Raw genomic sequence first — 15,965 nt, forward strand, 5'->3', positions numbered from 1 at the left:
CGGTCCCCGTCACGCGCGAGATGGCCGGAGAGGCGCCGCACGCCTGGCACGCCGGTGAGGCATACCGCTTGCCTTCAGTGGCCGCCACCCATGAGGACGGGCATCGGGTCGGGAAGCCCCAGCCGCAGCGCCCAGGCACGCTCGGAGAGTTCCTCCACCGTGGCGCCCCCGCGCCGGGCTTCGAGCAGTGCCTCGGGGTCGAAGGAGGGCCCCACCGAATCGGCCGCGTACTCGGGTCCCCGCATGTAGGCGGTGGCCTCGTCGGGTTCGGCGAACCGGTCGATCTGCATCTCCACCAGGTTTCCGTCGGGGTCGCGGAAGTACATGGAGGTGGTGACGCCGTGCGCGATGCAGACGGTCGGCCGGACCCCCTGGTCACGCAGGAGCACGTACCTGTCGAGAAGCTCGTCCAGGGAGTCGAAGGTGTACGCCACGTGGTGCATCGCGGCCGTCTCGGGCGACTTGCGCTGGAGGGGCGTCGGCGTGGGCGGGTGGAGTAGGGCCACCCGGTGGTGCTCCTCGTCGAACGTGATGAACGAGAGCGCTTCGTCCGAGTAGACGACGTGGCCGTCGAGGACGGCGCAGTACCAGTCGCGCATCTCCTGCGGCTGGGACGTCTGGAAGACGACGTGGGCGAACTTCGGGCTCGCTGCCATGGCGGGATCTCCCTGAAAGCTGGGCGTCGGCCATGCGGGACCGGCGGCGACGCGACTCGGGTGGTGCGAGAGCCTGCGATGCGGAACACCGTAGCGGTGATATGTGATAGCAGAAACCCTGCGGAGCGAGATCTTTCACGAGACGGCAATGTGCGCCTGGCAGAGGCAGAGGCAGAGGCAGAGGCCGGGGGAAGCGCGTCCACCGGCCTTCGGGCGTTCGGGGGCGGCCACCGGCACAGCGCAGACGGGTGGGGGAGGAGCCCACCGGCTTCTCCCCCACCCGTCATCGGTTCACGCCCGGGGCGTAAGGGCTCAGTACGGACCGTTCACGTTGTCGATCGAGCCGTAGACGTGCGCGGCGTAGTTGCACGCGGCGGTGATGTTGGCGACCGGGTCGAAGCTGTCCATGGACGTGCCGGGCACGTGGTACGCCTGGAACGTCGGGTCGATGACCTGGAGCAGCCCCTTCGACGGGGTGCCGGCGGCGGCGTTGGAGTCCCAGTCGTTGACGATCGTCGGGTTGCCCGAGGACTCCCGCATGACATTGCGGTGGATGCCCTCGTAGCTGCCGGGGATGCCGTGCTCGGCCATGATGGCCAGCGACTGCTTGATCCAGCCGTCGAGGTCGTTCGTGTACGTCGCGGGCTGCGCGGCGGGGGCGGCGGCCTTGCTCGCGGCCGTCTCGGTGGCGGGCTTCGCCGGGGCGGCGGGCGGCGTGCTGGTGCGCTGCGAGCGGTCGGCACGGTCGGCGCCGCCGCTCCGGCCGGCCGAGGCGCCGGAGACCTTGGCCTCGGCCTTGCCGCCGATGGTCAGCTTCAGGCCGGGGTGGATCAGGTCCGGGTTGTCACCGACGGCCTGGCGGTTGTCCTGGTACAGCTTGTGCCAGCCGCCGTCGACCGAGTGGTTCCTGGCGATCTTGGCCAGGGTGTCCCCGGAGACCACGGAGTAGGCGGCGGGGGTGGTTTCCCCGGCCGGGGCGCCGGCCGCGACCTTCTGCTCGGCCGCCGGGTGGGACTGCGCCGCGGAGGCGATGTTCGCGCCGAACAGGGGAAGGGCCAGGGCGGCTCCACCCGTACTCACGGCGATCAGGCCGCGGGTCAGCGAACGGGACGTGCGACGACGATTGTTACCCATTGCGGGCATGGTGCGTTCCTCTCCGTCGCCTGCGAGGTGAGCTGTCGGGTTCAGGCTGGAGATGCCTGGCCGCGATGAACGCGACTTCACCCCGAGCCGTTCCGGAAATCCGGACCGGCGACTTACCTGGGTCCCCCGCTCCTGCCGTACGTGAATAGGTCGGGTTTCCGGACAGCGGCAGGATTCGGCGTTCTGCCCGGATGGACCGTGACGTTAAGCGAGAAGCGCCGGATCGGACAAGCTTCACATTCTTGATCACCGTGCATTTACATGATCAATGAGGGCGAAAGCGAGTTCCGCCGCTTTCTTCGCGCAGTCAACTTTCCCCGCACGGCGCGAAATGGACCGCGCCCCGGGAGCGCCGTCCCCTCCGAACGTGACCCTCGCCACCGCGTCCGATTAGCGCGTTTTGCTCCGCCGTGAACGGAGCCGGGAGTGCCACGACAAGGGCGCGAACCCGCACTCACACGTCACTACAAAAGACTCATATCGGGCGGCGAACGGGACGTATCGACGCGAGACCAGCCCGCAGGGCACCTCAGAGCACCTCAGCGCACTCAGGTGCGCCTCGGAGTCCGAGAGACGTCCGCCGCCCGGCCGATCCGTCTCGGTCGGGCCACGAAAGGCGGCTCGGCGGACCAGAAAAGATCACGCGGGGGCGGATATCGAAGATCGCGCGGACGGCCGGAGATCACGGTCGGACATCACGGCCGGATCGGCGATCGAGTGAGGGACTGATTACCTGAGCGGACACCCCCCTCCCCGGCATCCCACTCCTCTGCCTCCAGCCGATGAAATTGATCAATGAATTGTCCCCGGGATGCCCCCTTTCCGGCACCGGCGCCCACCCGGGTGGAAATTTGCCTCATTCCTTTTGTCATAAGCCCGGTGACGGGACGACAACAACGCGATGGCCGCCTTTCGGCGCCAAGGCCGTTTGCCGCGCCCGCAGTTCGGCCCGGCAGAGCCCGGCGGGCTCGCGCCCCGCGGACGGCGCGCCCGGGCGTGCACGTGCGCACCCGGGCGTCCGGACGCGGAGACGGGCGGAGACGGTGGGAGACAGTGAAGACCGAGGGGCGGCCGCCTTGCCCCGTCGGGGTGAAGATTCCCTCCTCGGGGGCAGCAGGGCGGCCGATGCGGTGCGCATCGGCCCGGCGCCACGAGCACCGGACCGTACGGTCACGTCCCATGAGTATCTGGCTGCCTCTGTCCGCGGTCGTCCGGCTGATCCGCGCGACGGCCCTCGGAGCGGTGGCGGGCGTCGTGGTCGGCGTACTGGTCGACGCGGCGTTCGGCGCCCTCGCCGGAATCGCCGTGACAGAACTCGTCTTCGTCCTGGCCGGCTGGCTCACGCTGTGGCCGATGGACGCCGGGGGCACGCACCGCAACGCCAGCCGTGAGGACTTCCGGCCCGCCCTTGAGGAGTGCGTCGTCGTCGGGACCGCGCTGTGCGGACTGGTCGCCATCGTGGTGCTGCTCCTGGACGGCAAGTCGGGCAAGGGGAACGCCGCCGCTGCGGTGGCGCTGGGCGGGGTGTTCATGTCCTGGGCCGCACTGCACCTCATGTACTGCGCCCGCTACGCCTACGCCTACTACCGGACCGGCGGCGGTATCGACTTCAACTCCCAGGAGCCGCCGACGTACCGCGACTTCCTCTACTTCAGCTACAACCTGGGCATGACCTACCAGGTCTCGGACACCGACGTCTCCAGCCCCGGGATCCGCGCGATCGCCCTGCGCCACTGCCTGCTCTCCTACGTGTTCGGCACGAGCATCCTGGCGACCACGATCAACCTCGTCACCGGCATCGTCACGGGCTGAACCGGCGCCCCTCCCCCACCGGACCCGGATGACGACCGCCGTCCGGACACCACGTGTGCCCCCGCCACGGGCGGTCACGAGGCCGTCCACCTCCCCATGCATACGTTCGGACGCCCAGGGCACTCGCAGTTCAACCACGAACGAGCGGCCGAACGCGCTGATCGCGACGGTCGCGGCAGGAACTTCTGACGACGCACTACGGGCGGGAACATGTCGACGAGCGAGGACACCGAAAACAAGAGCGACAGCGGTGGAAAGAAGTCGGAGCGGGTCAGCATCGCGACCGCGATGCGCAGTGCGGCCGCCCAGCTCACCGAACTGCTCCAGCGCGAGGCCGTCTCCGTGTCCTCGGTGAAGGCCACGGACGAGGGCTGGATGGCGGACGTCGAGGTGGTGGAGATCGAGAAGATCCCGGACACCATGAGCGTGATGGCCACCTACCACGTCTCCCTCGACGGTCAGGGCCAGCTCATCGGTTACGAGCGGGTGCGCCGCTACGCGCGAGGACAGGTCGACCGCTGAGTCGCACCTGGTTCCCGAGGAAGTTATCCGTACCGAGCGTGTGAGGCCGCTCGATCACTGACCGGAAGGAAGATCGACCATGAGTCTCGTACAGCAGAGCAATGCGTCCGGCAGCGGAGGTGGCTCCGGCAATCTCTACGACGTCCTTGAGCTGATCCTGGACCGGGGGCTCGTCATCGACGCCTTCGTCCGCGTTTCCCTCGTGGGAATCGAGATACTCAAGATCGACGTCCGCGTCGTCGTCGCGAGTGTGGACACCTACCTCCGCTTCGCCGAGGCGTGCAACCGGCTCGACCTCGAGTCGGGGCGCAAGGCCCCCACCCAGCTCACCGACATCGTCGGCGACTCGATGGAGAGCGGGGCGAAGGGGAAGTCGAAAGGAGCGTTGACCGGCGCCGTGGAGGCGTTCAGCGAGTCCTTCAAGGGCGGTCGCGACAGCTCCGGGAACGAAGAAGAGGAAGAGGAGAAGGAGAAGCGCCCCGCGCGCAAGACCTCCTCCAGCAGCCGCCGTACGACTTCCCGTCGGGAGGACTAGTCGATGCCCACGTACATCTACGCCATCACGGCAGCGGACCACCCGCTGAAGCTGGACGGCCTGAACGGCGTCGGCGAGCCGGCGTCCCAGCTGCGCACGCTCAGGACCGGCAGTCTCGCCGCCGTCGTCAGTGACGCCCCCGAGGACCTGCGCGCCAAGCGGCGCGACCTGGTCGCGCACCAGAGCGTGCTGGAGCGGCTGATGGCCGACGGCGCGGCTCTGCCGATGCGCTTCGGACTGGTCGGCCCCGACGACGAGCAGGTGCTCGACGTCCTCGGCCAGGAGGAGGAGGGGTACAGCGCCCGGCTCACCGAGCTGGACGGCCGCCTCGAGTACAACCTCAAGGTCTCCCGTGCGGAGGAGGGGCTCCTGCGCGAGATCCTCACCGAGTCGCAGGAGGCCAGGCGCCTGAGCGACTACACCAGGCAGAACCCCGGCGCGCAGGACCAGAAGATGGCCCTCGGCGAGCTGATCTCCCGCGAGGTGCAGGCACGGGAGGACCAGGAGGCCCAGGAGCTGACGGCCGCGCTCGCCCCCGCCGCGGAGCGCACCGCACAGGCCGACCCGACCAAGAAGCACTTCCTGAACGCGTCCTTCCTCGTGAAGCGCGAGGAGGCCGCCCGGTTCTCGCAGGCGGTGGACGAAGAGGCCGAACGGCGCGGCGACGAATACGAGTTCGCTCTCAACGGCCCGCTCCCGCCGTACAGCTTCGTCTGAGTCTCCTCTCCCCCGATCGGAGGGCCCCGTGGGTCTCATCTCTCACCTCCTCACCCTTCCGCTCGCGCCGGTACGAGGGACGGCCTGGGTCGTCGATCAGGTGGTCCTCGCCGCGGAGCGCGAGTACTACGACCCGGCGACCGTGCGAGCCGAACTGGGGGAACTGGAGAAGGAACTGCTGAGCGGCGCCATCGACGAAGCGGAATTCGACCGGCGCGAGGACGAACTGCTGGACCGGCTCGGCGAGTACGAGGCCCACCAGGCACGGCTACGAAACAACTCCTGAATGCGGGAGATTGAGGTGTTCAAGAGATGACAGAGATGAACGGCAACACGAAGATAGGCGTGGCTCTGGTGGGTGGTTACCTGCTGGGGCGTACGAAGAAGGCCAAGATGGCCGTTGGCCTGGGCATGTATCTCGCCGGCAAGAAGCTGAACTTCGACCCGAAGCAGCTCGGGAAGCTGGTCGCCGACTCGCCCGTGCTCGGGTCGCTCAACGACCAGGTGCGCAAGGAGCTGGTGGGCGCCACCAAGACGGCGGCGACGAAGGCCCTGACCCAGCGGGCGAGCGGTCTGGCCGACTCCCTGCACCGGCGGACCGCCGGCCTGGAGGACCCGGACGGCAAGCAGGACCGCGACCAGGAGTCCGGGGAACAGGACGACCAGGACGGGCCGGACGCCGAGGACCGCGCGGCCGACGGGGACGAGGACACGGACGAGGGCGAGGAGAAGCCCGCGCCGCGCCGCAAGGCCGCCACCGCCAAGAAGACGGCGAAGAAGACAGCGGGTTCAGGGGGTTCGCAGTCCTCGCGGGCCGGCGGCTCCTCGGACGGCGGCGCCCGCAAGAAGTCCGCCTCGACCGCGCGCAAGACGACTTCCGGGGCCCGCAGGACCGCCTCCTCCGCGACGCGCAAGGAGCGGGGTGGCGACAATGGCTGACTCGACCTTCGGCAAGCTCAAGGACGAGGTGGTCAAGAACCCGGCCACCGACCGCCTCAAGGAGGAGTTGCAGAACTACCTCAAGGCGCGGGCCCAGCACGCCATCTCGGACCTGAGCGGCAGGCTCGGGGAGGGGATGGGCAAACTCGCCGAGGGCAAGGTCGGCCCCGGTGGCGCGGTCAAGAGCCTCGCCAAGGGCGGCCAGGCACTGAGCGAGGGCAAGTCCCCGGGGCAGGCGGCCATGACGGCCGGTGTCTCTCACCTCAAGGACACGGTCAAGGACAAGGTCAAGGGATTGTTCGGCAAGGGCCGCAAGGGCGGCGGCGGCAAGTCGAAGAGCGTGACGATCTCCGAGGACATCGACGTCGGCGTCCCCGTGCGCGAGGCGTACGACCAGTGGACGCAGTTCCAGGAGTTCAGCACCTTCGGGAAGGGTGTCGTCAGCGTCGAGAAGGCCGACGACACCACGAGCAACTGGAAGGTGAAGGTCGCCAAGTCCACCCGCAGTTGGAAGGCGAACGTCACCGAGCAGGTGCCGGACGAACGGATCACCTGGACCACGGAGGGCGCGAAGGGCACGGTCAAGGGCGTGGTCACCTTCCACGCCCTCACCGACAACCTGACCCGCGTCCTGCTCGTCCTGGAGTACTTCCCCAAGGGCCTGTTCGAGAAGACCGGCAACATCTGGCGCGCCCAGGGCCGCCGGGCCCGCCTCGACCTGAAGCTCTACCGCAAGTTCATCATGATGCGCGGTGAGGCCACCGACGGCTGGCGCGGTGAGATCCGTGACGGTGAGGTCGTGGTCGAGCACGACGACGCGATCGAGGAGGAAGAGGCGCGCACCGCCGAGGAGGAGTCCTCGCAGGACGACGGTCCCGAGACGGACGAGGGCGAGCCCGAGGACGCGGACCCCGAGGACCCCGAGGACGACTCCGACTCCGACTCCGACTCCGACGAGGAGTACCTCGACGAGGACGAGGAGGAGGTCCCGGAGGAGGAACTTCCCGAGGACGAGGACGACGGGGAGTACGAGGACGAGGACGTTCCCGCCGATGAGGAGCCCGAAGAGGACTCCGAGGACGAGCCCGAGGAGCACGCGGCTTCGGAGGACGAGGAGCCGCCCGCCGAGGAAGAGCCCGAGGAGGACCCGGCCGAGGAAGAGCCCGAGGAGGACCCGGCCCCGCGTAAGCGGCGCCGTACCGCCTCCGCGCGTGGCTGACGCGCCCGTGACGCGCGCCGTCTCCCCGCCCGCGCTGCCTCGACACGGCGAAGGGCGCGGGCAGGACTGAGCGGCACGCGGCCCCACGCACCGGCCGGGCGTACGGGGGAGTCCTTTCGGGACTCCCCCGTACGCCCGGCCGGACTCGTGTCGGCTCCCGCGCGCGGAAGACTGCTCGACGCCCCGGGGAACGGCCGCGGTGAAGTGCCCGGCGCTTGCGCGCTCGCCACGGGCCGGGCCAACCCATCTGGTTTCAGACGGGATCGAACGGCCATACGGATGTCATGACTGCACAGAGCGAAGAGAACAAGAACTCCAAGGGTGCGGCCGCGAAGGTCGCCGAGGGAGCGAAGGCCACGGCCGACAAGGGGCGCGGTACGACGAGCTCCGTCGGGACCGCCGCCAGGAACAGCTCAGCGGTCGCAACCGAGAAGGCCAAGTCCTCTGTCCACGCGGCCAAGGAGTCGGCGCAGGGGGCCGGCAAGCTCGTCGGCGCCGGCTGGCAGAACAGCCGCGAGGCCGTCAAGTCGACGGCGGGCAAGGCGGCCGGTGCCGCGGGTACGGCGTGGACGGTGGTCAAGCACCGCAAGGCCATCGCCGCGGGTGCCGCGGGAGCCGTGGCCGGTGCGGTGGGCGGTGCCTACGCGCTGGGCCGCCGTACGGCGGCCGGCCGGCGCGGACCGCTCACCCGGCTGACCGGCGGCCGGATCTGAGGACGGCCTCCGAGGAGCGGGGCCGAAGGGCACGATTCAGGGCACGAGACGACGGAGGACCGGCGGATGCCGCCGGTCCTCCGTCGTCTCGTGCCCCTTCCGCGTGCGGCGGCCCGCACCGGTCTCTCGCGCGCACCGGCCACCCGCGCGGTCCGGGGCCGCCCCTCGGCCGGCCTGCGTCCCTCGGCTCGAACGAGGGGCGCCCGGGTGCGAACAGCGGGCCCCGGCCTCACCCGATGAGGTAGGTACCAGGGGTTTATCTCCTCGCGCCGCCGAAGAATGTAGTGCGAACGCAGTCCGTCCCCTAATCTCTCGGAAGAGAAGGGTCCGGAGAGGTGAGTACGCCTCAAATACCTTTTGAGTGACGGTCGTTGACTGCCACTCATCACCGTTCAGGATTTCCGCGTTCGTACCGTTCTCCTCTGTGAGGGACGCGAATGGACCCGCACTCGGCGTTGTCCACTCTTTTCACCCCGGCCGGCCGGGAAAACCCCTATCCCGTTTTCGCCGCACTCAGGAGTTCCGCACCCGTCCACCACGACGCGGAACTCGACACCTATTTCCTCACCCGCTTCGCCGACTGCCGGTACGCGCTGGGCGATCCCGCCCTCCTCGTCCCCGACCTCGACTGGTACGCCCGCCAGGACCCCGGCTGGCAGGAGCACTCCGGCGCCGACTTCTTCTACTCCTGTCTGCTGCGGCGCAACGGGGCCGACCACGGCCGGCTGCGGCGGCTGGTCTCCGGTGCCTTCTCGCTGCGCCGCGTGCACGCGCTGCGCGCCGGAGTCGGCCATCTGACCGACGGCTTCCTCGACCGCCTCGCCGACGCCTGCGCGGACGGTGGCACCGCCGACTTCCAGGCCCTGGTGGGGTACCCGCTGCCCGTCGCGGTCGTCGGGCGGCTGATCGGTGTACCGGCCGAGGAACAGCCGGACTTCCAGCGGCTGGGCCGTGACGCCGGCCGGCTGCTGGAGCCCCTGCGCACCGCGCGGGACTGGGAGCTGGCCGACCGGGCGGTGGACACGCTGCGCGCCTACTTCACCGCGCTCGTCCAGCGGCGGCGCGCCGAGCCCGCCGACGACCTGACGACCGACCTGTTGCGCGCCAGGGACGCCGACGACACGAGGCTCGACGAGCGGGAACTCGTCGACACCCTGCTCCTGGTGCTCGTCGCCGGCTACGAGACCACGGCGGGCCTGCTCGGGCTCGCCGTCCACGCCCTGCTGACCCATCCCGCCCAGTGGCGGGCTCTGCGGGCGCACCCCGCGCTCGTCCCCCGCGCCGTCGAGGAGGCCATGCGCTGGGACACCCCGGTGCAGATGACCGAGCGGATCGCCGCCCGGGCGCTGGTGATCGGCGGGGTCCCGGTCCCCGAAGGGGCCAATGTGACGACCGTGCTCGCCGCCGCGCACCGGGACCCCGAGCGGCACCCGGAGCCCGACGCCTTCCGGGTGGACCGGACCGACATCAAGGTGCTCGGGTTCGGGGGCGGCGCGCACTACTGTCTCGGCGCGGCCCTGGCCCGGCTGGAGGCCGCCGAACTCCTCGAACGGCTCCTGGTCCGCTTCCCCGCGCTCTCGCTCGCGGGCGGCGCCGTCCGGCGCTCCTCGGTCAGTCTGCGCGCCTTCGACGTCCTGCCCCTGTCCGTACGCGGCTGACCTTCCGAAAGGGTTCCCGTGAGATTTCTCGACCAGGAACGTACCGCTGCCGAACGACTGTTACCCGGCCTGGACGCCGCCCTCGCGCGTCATCCGCTCGGGGAGCTGGAGAGCTGCCCGAGCCCCGGGATCGCCGCGTTCCGCGCGAGCGGTGGCCCCGGGCTGCTCGTGCCGCGCCGGTACGGCGGGCTCGGCGCGAGTCCGCTGGAGGCCGTCCGGGTGCAGCGCGCCGTCGGTGCCCGCTGCCCCTCGCTCGCGGTGGCCACCACCATGCACCACTTCTCCGTGGCGGGGCTCGTCCAGGCGGTCCCCGGCGACGGGGGGCCACCGGGTCCCGGGGGGCTGCTGCTTGCCTCGGTCGCCGCTGAACGGCTGCTGCTCGCCTCGGCGTTCGCGGAGGGACGTACCGGTCAGAACATCCTGCGCCCGCACATCGTCGCGCGGCGCAGGAACGGCCGCGTCGTGCTCAACGGCAGCAAGATGCCGTGCAGTCTGTCCCGGTCGATGGATCTGCTGACGGTGTCCGTCGTCCTGCCCGAGGACGAGGGCCCCGGCCCGCGGGAGCAGGGGCCGGCCGGCCCGGGCCGGCTGGCCGTGGCCCTCGTACCGGCGGGGACACCCGGAGTGGAGGTCGTGCCGTTCTGGGGCAGTCCGCTGCTCGCCGGCGCGGAGAGCGAGCAGGTCGTCCTGCGTGAGGTGGAGATCGACCCGCAGCAGGTCGTCACCACGGAGGTGACCGCGGACGCCGTGCCCGACGACCTCCACCTCGCCGGTTTCCTGTGGTTCGAACTTCTGCTGACGGCGGGCTACTTGGGGATGGCCAGCGCGCTGGTCGAGCGGGTCCTCGGGCGGAGCGGCCCGCCCGCCGACCCCACTTTGCTCGTGACCGGTGTCGAGGCGGCCGCGCTGTCGCTGGAGGCGGTGGCCCGCGCCATGGAGACGGAGGAGTGGACCGACACCCTGCTGGCCGGCGCGCTCGCCGCCCGCTACGCGGCGCAGGACACCATCGCCCGCACCACGCGCGACTGTCTCACCGCCCTCGGCGGCATGGCCTTCGCCGGTGACCCGGACGGCAGTTACCTCGCCTCGGCCGCCGGCGCCCTCGCCTTCCATCCTCCGGCGCGCAGCCGCATGGCGCGGCCACTGGGCGACTACCTCGGCGGCCGGCCCCTGCGCATCGGCTGAGGAGAGACACCGGCCCCGCTCACAGAGAGGTGAACGACACCGTGGAAACCGCGGACACCGGCCCCCGAGGACACCACGTCGACGTGGTGCGCACCATCGACGCGCTGCCGCCCGGACTGTGGGAGCGACTCGCCCCGCCGCACGACCCGATGTGGTCGCCCGCCGTCTTCGCCGCGATGGAGAGCGGCCGGCTCGGCCCCGAGGGCTACGCCTATCTCGTCGTGTACGAGAACCTCGTGTACGAGGACACCCTGTCCGAGAAGGCCCTGTCCCGGAGGGCCGGGTACGAGGAGGCCGCGAGGGACGGCCGGAAGGGCGGCGTGCTGGGGGACGGCGGCCGGATCAGGCCCTTGCTCCGCTCCCGCCCCAGGCCCTGTCTCCTGGACGTCGAGCCGTACCGGGACGGGCGCGTGCCCGTCGCCGTGCTGCCGCTGTGCCTCTTCCGCTCGCTGCGTCTGGACGCCGTGGTGGCCCCCCGGGAGCGGCGTCTGCTGGCGCCGCTGCGCCGTCTCGCGCCCGGGCTGCTGCGGGTGCCCATGCTGCTGTGCGGTCATCTGCTCGGGCAGGGCCACGTGCTGAGCGTCCGGCCGCTGACCGCTCCCCTCGCCCGGGTCCTGGTGCGCGCCGTGGTCGACTTCGCGCGCCGCGAGCGGCTCGGCACGGTCGTGCTCAAGGACTTCGCCCCCGACGCGCTCGCCCCGTGGGGCGCGGCTCTGCGCGAGGCCGGATTCTTCCTCGCGCCGGGCCTGCCCGACACCGAACTGCGTCTCGAACCGGACCGCCCACCGCGCCCCGGGCACACCGCTGCCGACTCCCTCTTCGACGCGTACGTGGCCTCGCTGCCGGCCGCGCCGCGGCGCAACGCGCGCCGCAACATGCGCACCCACGCGGCCCACCCGGGGCTGCGCACGGAGACCGTCGAGGACTTCGCGCACCTGGTCCCCGAGATGCTCGGGCTGTACGGGCAGGTGATGGAGCGCGCCGACCAGACCCTCGACGTCATCGACGCCGCCTTCCTGCACCGGCTCAACGCCGACCGGGACAGCTGCCTCGTCGCCTGTTTCCACGGGGAGCGGCTCGTCGCGTTCCTGCTGTGCCTGTTCACCGGCGAGGGCGCGACGGGGGCCAGGATCGGCCTCGACTACGCACTCGCCCACCGGGCCCGCCTGTACCACCACGTCCACTACGCGGCGATCCGCCTCGCGCTGTCGCGCGGCTGCCGCCGCATCCGCTTCGCGCAGACCGCGTACACCCCGAAGACCGAGATGGGCTGTGCGCTGGTCGAGCAGACGTACGCCCTCACCCATGTGCGGCGGCTGCCCCGCGCCGTGCTGCGCGCCCTGCTGCCGAACGCCCTCGCGGCGGCGCGCGACCGGGCGCTGGGCCGCGCGGGGCGCGGCGCCGCCGGCCGGACCCGGGAGACGGTGCCGGCGCCCGGCGCGCACCGGGAAGGGGGGAAGCCGTGCCCCGAGTAGAGGTGGACCTGGACATCGCGGTGCCGCCCGCGGCCGCCTGGGCCGCCGTCGTGGACGTCGAGGCGTTCGCCGACCGCATGGCCGCCGTCGAGTCCGTCACCGTCCTCGCCCGGCCGCGGGCCTGCCGCCGCACCACCGCGTGGTCGGTGCGGCTGAGCGGTTCGGTGCTGCGCTGGACCGAGGACGAGGTGATCGACGAGGCCGCGCGGCGCTTCGACTTCCGGCAGACCAGCGGCGACCTCGGGGCCTTCGCCGGGCACTGGGGTGTCACCGCGGGCCCGGACGGCGGCAGCACCGTGTCCCTGCACGTGGACTTCGACATCGGCATCCCGCTGCTCGCCGACCTCCTCAACCCGGTGGCCGCCGAGGCCCTGCGGGAGAACGCCGGCCAGATGCTCGCCGCCCTCGAACAGCAGCTGACCGCCCGCGCACCGCACCCGCCGCGCGAGGGCCGCACCCCGGAGGGTACGAGTGCCCCGGCCTGAGACCACTCCCCCGCCCCGCCCCGACGGTCCGTCCTCCGTCTTCGATCTCGTGCGCCGCCACTTCTCGCCCAAGCTCGCCCTCACCGGCTCCTTCGCGGGGCGCGGCGCCCACGAGGAGTCCGCCGAGGGCTGCCGGGTCACGCTGTCCGACGGGCGGCGTGCCCTGGACTTCGGTTCCTACGCCGTGACCCTGCTCGGCCACCGGCACCCCGCCGTGGTCGCGGCGGTCCGCGACCAGCTCGACCTGATGCCGGCCTCGACGCGTGGTCTGACCAACCCCACCGCCGCCCGCGCCGCCGAAACCCTCAGCGGCTACTTCGGCGACGTCCTGCCGAAGGTGTACTTCGGCCTGAACGGGGCGGACGCCGTCGAGGTCGCCGTCAAACTCGCGCGGCTGGCCACGGGCCGTCCCCGGGTCCTCGCGGTGCGCGGCGGCTTCCACGGGAAGTCGGCGGGCGCCCTGTCCCTCACCCACCATTCCGCCTACCGCGTGGGCCTGTTCGGCAACGCCGCCGACACCGCGCACCTCGATCCCGGTGATCCGGGCGCCTTCCGGCGCGCCCTGGGCGCGGGCGACGCCGCCGCCCTCGTCCTGGAGCCGGTCCAGGGGGAGAACGGGGCCTTCCCGCTGCCGCTGGAGGTGGTGCGCGAGTGGTGCGCCGAGGCCCGCGCCCACGGCACTCTGGTGATCTCGGACGAGATCCAGTGCGGGCTGCGCCGCTGCGGCGACCGCTCCCCCGCGCTGGCCGCGGGGCTGCCCGTGGACGCCCTGCTGGTCGGCAAGGCGCTGGGCGGGGGCGTGGTCCCGCTGTCGGCCGTGGTGTGCTCGCCGCGGATGTACGCCCCGCTCGCCGACGATCCCTTCCTGCACTCGGCGACCTTCGGCGGCCATCCCCTCAGTTGTGCCGCGCTGCCCGCCGCCCTCGGCGCGATCGAAGGGCTCGCCGGCCACGGCGACGTCCTGTCCGCCGCTCTCGACACCGCCCTCGAAGGCCTGCGCCGCGCTCACCCGGAGGTGGTGCGGACGGTGCGGGGCCGGGGGCTGCTACGCGGGCTCGACCTGTGCTCGCCGCGCGCGGCGGGCCGGGTCGTCGTGGAACTCGCCGCCGCGGGCCTCCTGGTGTCCCCGTGCCTGAGCCGGCCCACCACCGTCCGGCTGCTGCCGCCCCTGGTCAGCACCGTGCGGGACGTCGAAGAGGCAGCGGCGATCCTCGACACGGCGCTGCTCGCGGCCGCCACCGATCTCGACCGGGCCACGGCCGCCACCGACCACGAGAACAGGAACCGCCCGTGACAGCATCCGAACCCCCGCTCGCTCCCGCACCCGCCGGGCAGCGCCCCGGCCCGGTCTCCCGCGCCGAGATCTCCGTGCTCGTACGGACCGCCGCGGCCGACGTCCTGGGCGCCGTGCCCGAGGAGATCGACGAACAGACGGACCTGGAGCGCGACTTCGGTATCGACAGCCTGGAGCTCATGGACATCGGGTCCCGGCTGGAGAACACGCTGCGCGTCCGGATCCCGCTCGCCGACCTGGTGGGGGCGAGGACCGTGTCGGACGCCGTCACCCTGCTCCACGACCGGCTGGCGGGCCGCCGGTGATCCTCCACCGTCCGGCAGACGGCCCGGCCCGGGACCGTACGCGCGTCGTCGTCACCGGCATGGGCGTGAAGTGCCCGGCGGGCAACAGCGTGGAGGAGGTGTACCGCGCGCTGTTCGCCGCCCGTTCGACCGCGGCACGGGTACCCGAACTGACGGCGGCCGGGCTGCCCGTGGACTTCGCCTGTCTCGTCCCGGCGTTCGACACCGGCCCCTACGTGCCCGCTCGGGAGCTGCGCCAGATCGACCGCACCACCCTGCTCCTGCTGTGCGCGGCGGCCGACGCGCTGGGCGACTCCGGTCCGCTGCCCGACGTGCCGCCGCACCGCGTCGGCGTGCAGATCGGCACCGGGGTGGGCGGGCTGCCGAGCATGGAGGCGACCACCCGCGAGCACGACGACCGGCCCTCGCGGATGCCGGTGCACACCGTGCCCCGCGCGATGGCGAACTCCCCGGCCTGCCGGCTCGCCATGCGGCACGGTTTCCGGGGCGACTGCACCACTTACTCGACCGCGTGCGCGAGCGGTACGACCGCGATCGGCGAGGCCGCGCGCAGAATCCGCTGCGGGGAGCTGGACGTCGCCGTGGCCGGCGGGGTGGACGCGGCCGTCACGACGGTCATCATGAGCGGCTTCGCGCGGCTGCGCGCCCTGTCCCCGCGCGGCGGCGAACCGGCCCTCGCCAGCCGCCCCTTCGACACCGACCGGGACGGTTTCGTCCTGGGCGAGGGGGCCGCCGTCCTCGTCCTGGAACGGCTGGACCGGGCGCGGGCGCGCGGCGCCCGCGTGTACGGCGAGGTGTGCGGGTACGCCTCCACCTGCGACGCCTTCCACATCGTCGCCCCGCAGGAGGACGGGCTCATGGCGAGCACCTGCATGAGCGCCGCTCTCGCCGACGCGGGTCTGGGCCTCGCCGACATCGGGCACGTGAGCGCGCACGGCACCTCCACGCTGCGCAACGACCGGGCGGAGGCCCGCGCCGTGCACCACTGCTTCGGGGGCGGCTCGCCGCCGGTGACGGCGGTCAAGGGGGTCACCGGGCACCTCATCGGCGGTTCGGGCGCCGTCGAGGCCGTCCTCGGCCTCCTGTGCGCCGCCCGGGGGCAGGTGCCGCCCGTCGCCAACACGCGTACCAACGCGGAGGCGGACCTCCTGGACGTGGTCATCGGCGCGCCACGCCGTGTGCCGCCCTCGCACGTGCTGTCCAACTCCTTCGGCTTCGGCGGCCAGAACGCCTGCCTCGTGCTGGGCCCGCCCCCCTGATCCGGTCCTCCTTTCGGCCGGTCGCCCCTCCCCCACCTCTCCTGGACG

Annotated in this window: 17 protein-coding genes and 1 riboswitch; of the genes, 15 read left to right on the forward strand and 2 right to left on the reverse strand. The window is 71.9% G+C overall.

Annotation, left to right across the window (positions count from 1 at the left end; genetic code table 11):
- Positions 1–74 precede the first annotated feature (74 nt).
- Together AB0J21_RS20315 and AB0J21_RS20320 are read right to left on the reverse strand one after the other, a co-directional pair.
- Positions 75–656 carry a VOC family protein gene (locus AB0J21_RS20315; protein WP_363147410.1) on the reverse strand — a complete coding sequence of 194 codons (582 nt, stop codon included), beginning with the start codon at positions 654–656 and terminating at the stop codon, positions 75–77.
- 312 nt (positions 657–968) lie between these two features.
- The gene (locus AB0J21_RS20320; protein WP_363147411.1) at positions 969–1,799 is read right to left on the reverse strand and encodes a transglycosylase SLT domain-containing protein; all 831 of its coding nucleotides are present in this window, start codon (positions 1,797–1,799) and stop codon (positions 969–971) included.
- A 4-nt stretch (positions 1,800–1,803) separates the two neighbouring features.
- A riboswitch (cyclic di-AMP (ydaO/yuaA leader) is annotated at positions 1,804–1,990 on the reverse strand.
- A gap of 988 nt (positions 1,991–2,978) precedes the next feature.
- On the opposite strand from AB0J21_RS20320, the gene AB0J21_RS20325 reads away from it, so the two are divergent.
- The 15 genes from AB0J21_RS20325 to AB0J21_RS20395 all read left to right on the forward strand — a co-directional run bounded on the left by AB0J21_RS20325 (position 2,979) and on the right by AB0J21_RS20395 (position 15,917).
- Complete coding sequence (locus AB0J21_RS20325) at positions 2,979–3,611, forward strand: DUF1345 domain-containing protein (RefSeq protein ID WP_363147412.1); 633 nt, start codon at positions 2,979–2,981, stop codon at positions 3,609–3,611.
- 210 nt (positions 3,612–3,821) lie between these two features.
- Complete coding sequence (locus tag AB0J21_RS20330) at positions 3,822–4,133, forward strand: gas vesicle protein (RefSeq protein ID WP_363147413.1); 312 nt, start codon at positions 3,822–3,824, stop codon at positions 4,131–4,133.
- A 79-nt stretch (positions 4,134–4,212) separates the two neighbouring features.
- Complete coding sequence (locus AB0J21_RS20335; RefSeq protein WP_363147414.1) at positions 4,213–4,668, forward strand: gas vesicle structural protein GvpA; 456 nt, start codon at positions 4,213–4,215, stop codon at positions 4,666–4,668.
- Between the two features lie 3 nt (positions 4,669–4,671).
- Positions 4,672–5,385, forward strand: a complete 714-nt coding sequence (locus AB0J21_RS20340) for a GvpL/GvpF family gas vesicle protein (protein ID WP_363147415.1) — start codon at positions 4,672–4,674, stop codon at positions 5,383–5,385.
- 28 nt (positions 5,386–5,413) lie between these two features.
- The gene (locus AB0J21_RS20345; RefSeq protein ID WP_363147416.1) at positions 5,414–5,671 is read left to right on the forward strand and encodes a gas vesicle protein GvpG; all 258 of its coding nucleotides are present in this window, start codon (positions 5,414–5,416) and stop codon (positions 5,669–5,671) included.
- Positions 5,672–5,697: 26 nt separating this feature from the next.
- Positions 5,698–6,324, forward strand: coding sequence for a hypothetical protein (locus AB0J21_RS20350; protein ID WP_363147417.1), 627 nt, complete (start codon positions 5,698–5,700; stop codon positions 6,322–6,324).
- Positions 6,317–7,543: an SRPBCC family protein gene (locus AB0J21_RS20355; RefSeq protein WP_363147418.1), complete on the forward strand. Its 1,227-nt coding sequence runs from the start codon at positions 6,317–6,319 to the stop codon at positions 7,541–7,543. The genes AB0J21_RS20350 and AB0J21_RS20355 overlap by 8 nt, the downstream gene beginning before the upstream one ends.
- Before the next feature lie 284 nt (positions 7,544–7,827).
- Complete coding sequence (locus AB0J21_RS20360) at positions 7,828–8,256, forward strand: hypothetical protein (RefSeq protein WP_363147419.1); 429 nt, start codon at positions 7,828–7,830, stop codon at positions 8,254–8,256.
- Between the two features lie 437 nt (positions 8,257–8,693).
- Entirely contained in the window at positions 8,694–9,914 is a 1,221-nt protein-coding gene (locus AB0J21_RS20365) for a cytochrome P450 (RefSeq protein ID WP_363147420.1), read from the forward strand.
- Between the two features lie 18 nt (positions 9,915–9,932).
- On the forward strand, positions 9,933–11,099 hold the full coding sequence (locus tag AB0J21_RS20370; protein ID WP_363147421.1) for an acyl-CoA dehydrogenase family protein: 1,167 nt from the start codon (positions 9,933–9,935) through the stop codon (positions 11,097–11,099).
- A gap of 41 nt (positions 11,100–11,140) precedes the next feature.
- On the forward strand, positions 11,141–12,574 hold the full coding sequence (locus AB0J21_RS20375; protein ID WP_363147422.1) for a GNAT family N-acetyltransferase: 1,434 nt from the start codon (positions 11,141–11,143) through the stop codon (positions 12,572–12,574).
- Positions 12,562–13,059, forward strand: coding sequence for an SRPBCC family protein (locus tag AB0J21_RS20380; protein WP_363147423.1), 498 nt, complete (start codon positions 12,562–12,564; stop codon positions 13,057–13,059). The genes AB0J21_RS20375 and AB0J21_RS20380 overlap by 13 nt, the downstream gene beginning before the upstream one ends.
- A complete protein-coding gene (locus AB0J21_RS20385) occupies positions 13,046–14,353 on the forward strand; it encodes an aspartate aminotransferase family protein (RefSeq protein ID WP_363147424.1) in 1,308 nt (435 codons plus the stop codon). The genes AB0J21_RS20380 and AB0J21_RS20385 overlap by 14 nt, the downstream gene beginning before the upstream one ends.
- Positions 14,350–14,658: an acyl carrier protein gene (locus AB0J21_RS20390; RefSeq protein ID WP_363147425.1), complete on the forward strand. Its 309-nt coding sequence runs from the start codon at positions 14,350–14,352 to the stop codon at positions 14,656–14,658. The genes AB0J21_RS20385 and AB0J21_RS20390 overlap by 4 nt, the downstream gene beginning before the upstream one ends.
- The gene (locus tag AB0J21_RS20395; protein ID WP_363147426.1) at positions 14,655–15,917 is read left to right on the forward strand and encodes a beta-ketoacyl-[acyl-carrier-protein] synthase family protein; all 1,263 of its coding nucleotides are present in this window, start codon (positions 14,655–14,657) and stop codon (positions 15,915–15,917) included. The genes AB0J21_RS20390 and AB0J21_RS20395 overlap by 4 nt, the downstream gene beginning before the upstream one ends.
- Positions 15,918–15,965 lie beyond the last annotated feature (48 nt).

Origin of the sequence: Streptomyces sp. NPDC049954, assembly GCF_040656295.1 — a bacterium.
GTDB lineage: Bacteria > Actinomycetota > Actinomycetes > Streptomycetales > Streptomycetaceae > Streptomyces.

Bases quoted from the DNA above. Each gene is read 5' to 3' on its own strand.
- AB0J21_RS20315 (WP_363147410.1), bottom strand. From the start codon at position 656: ATGGCAGCGAGCCCGAAGTTCGCCCACGTCGTCTTCCAGACGTCCCAG.
- AB0J21_RS20320 (WP_363147411.1), bottom strand. From the start codon at position 1,799: ATGCCCGCAATGGGTAACAATCGTCGTCGCACGTCCCGTTCGCTGACC.
- AB0J21_RS20325 (WP_363147412.1), top strand. From the start codon at position 2,979: ATGAGTATCTGGCTGCCTCTGTCCGCGGTCGTCCGGCTGATCCGCGCG.
- AB0J21_RS20330 (WP_363147413.1), top strand. From the start codon at position 3,822: ATGTCGACGAGCGAGGACACCGAAAACAAGAGCGACAGCGGTGGAAAG.
- AB0J21_RS20335 (WP_363147414.1), top strand. From the start codon at position 4,213: ATGAGTCTCGTACAGCAGAGCAATGCGTCCGGCAGCGGAGGTGGCTCC.
- AB0J21_RS20340 (WP_363147415.1), top strand. From the start codon at position 4,672: ATGCCCACGTACATCTACGCCATCACGGCAGCGGACCACCCGCTGAAG.
- AB0J21_RS20350 (WP_363147417.1), top strand. From the start codon at position 5,698: ATGACAGAGATGAACGGCAACACGAAGATAGGCGTGGCTCTGGTGGGT.
- AB0J21_RS20355 (WP_363147418.1), top strand. From the start codon at position 6,317: ATGGCTGACTCGACCTTCGGCAAGCTCAAGGACGAGGTGGTCAAGAAC.
- AB0J21_RS20360 (WP_363147419.1), top strand. From the start codon at position 7,828: ATGACTGCACAGAGCGAAGAGAACAAGAACTCCAAGGGTGCGGCCGCG.
- AB0J21_RS20365 (WP_363147420.1), top strand. From the start codon at position 8,694: ATGGACCCGCACTCGGCGTTGTCCACTCTTTTCACCCCGGCCGGCCGG.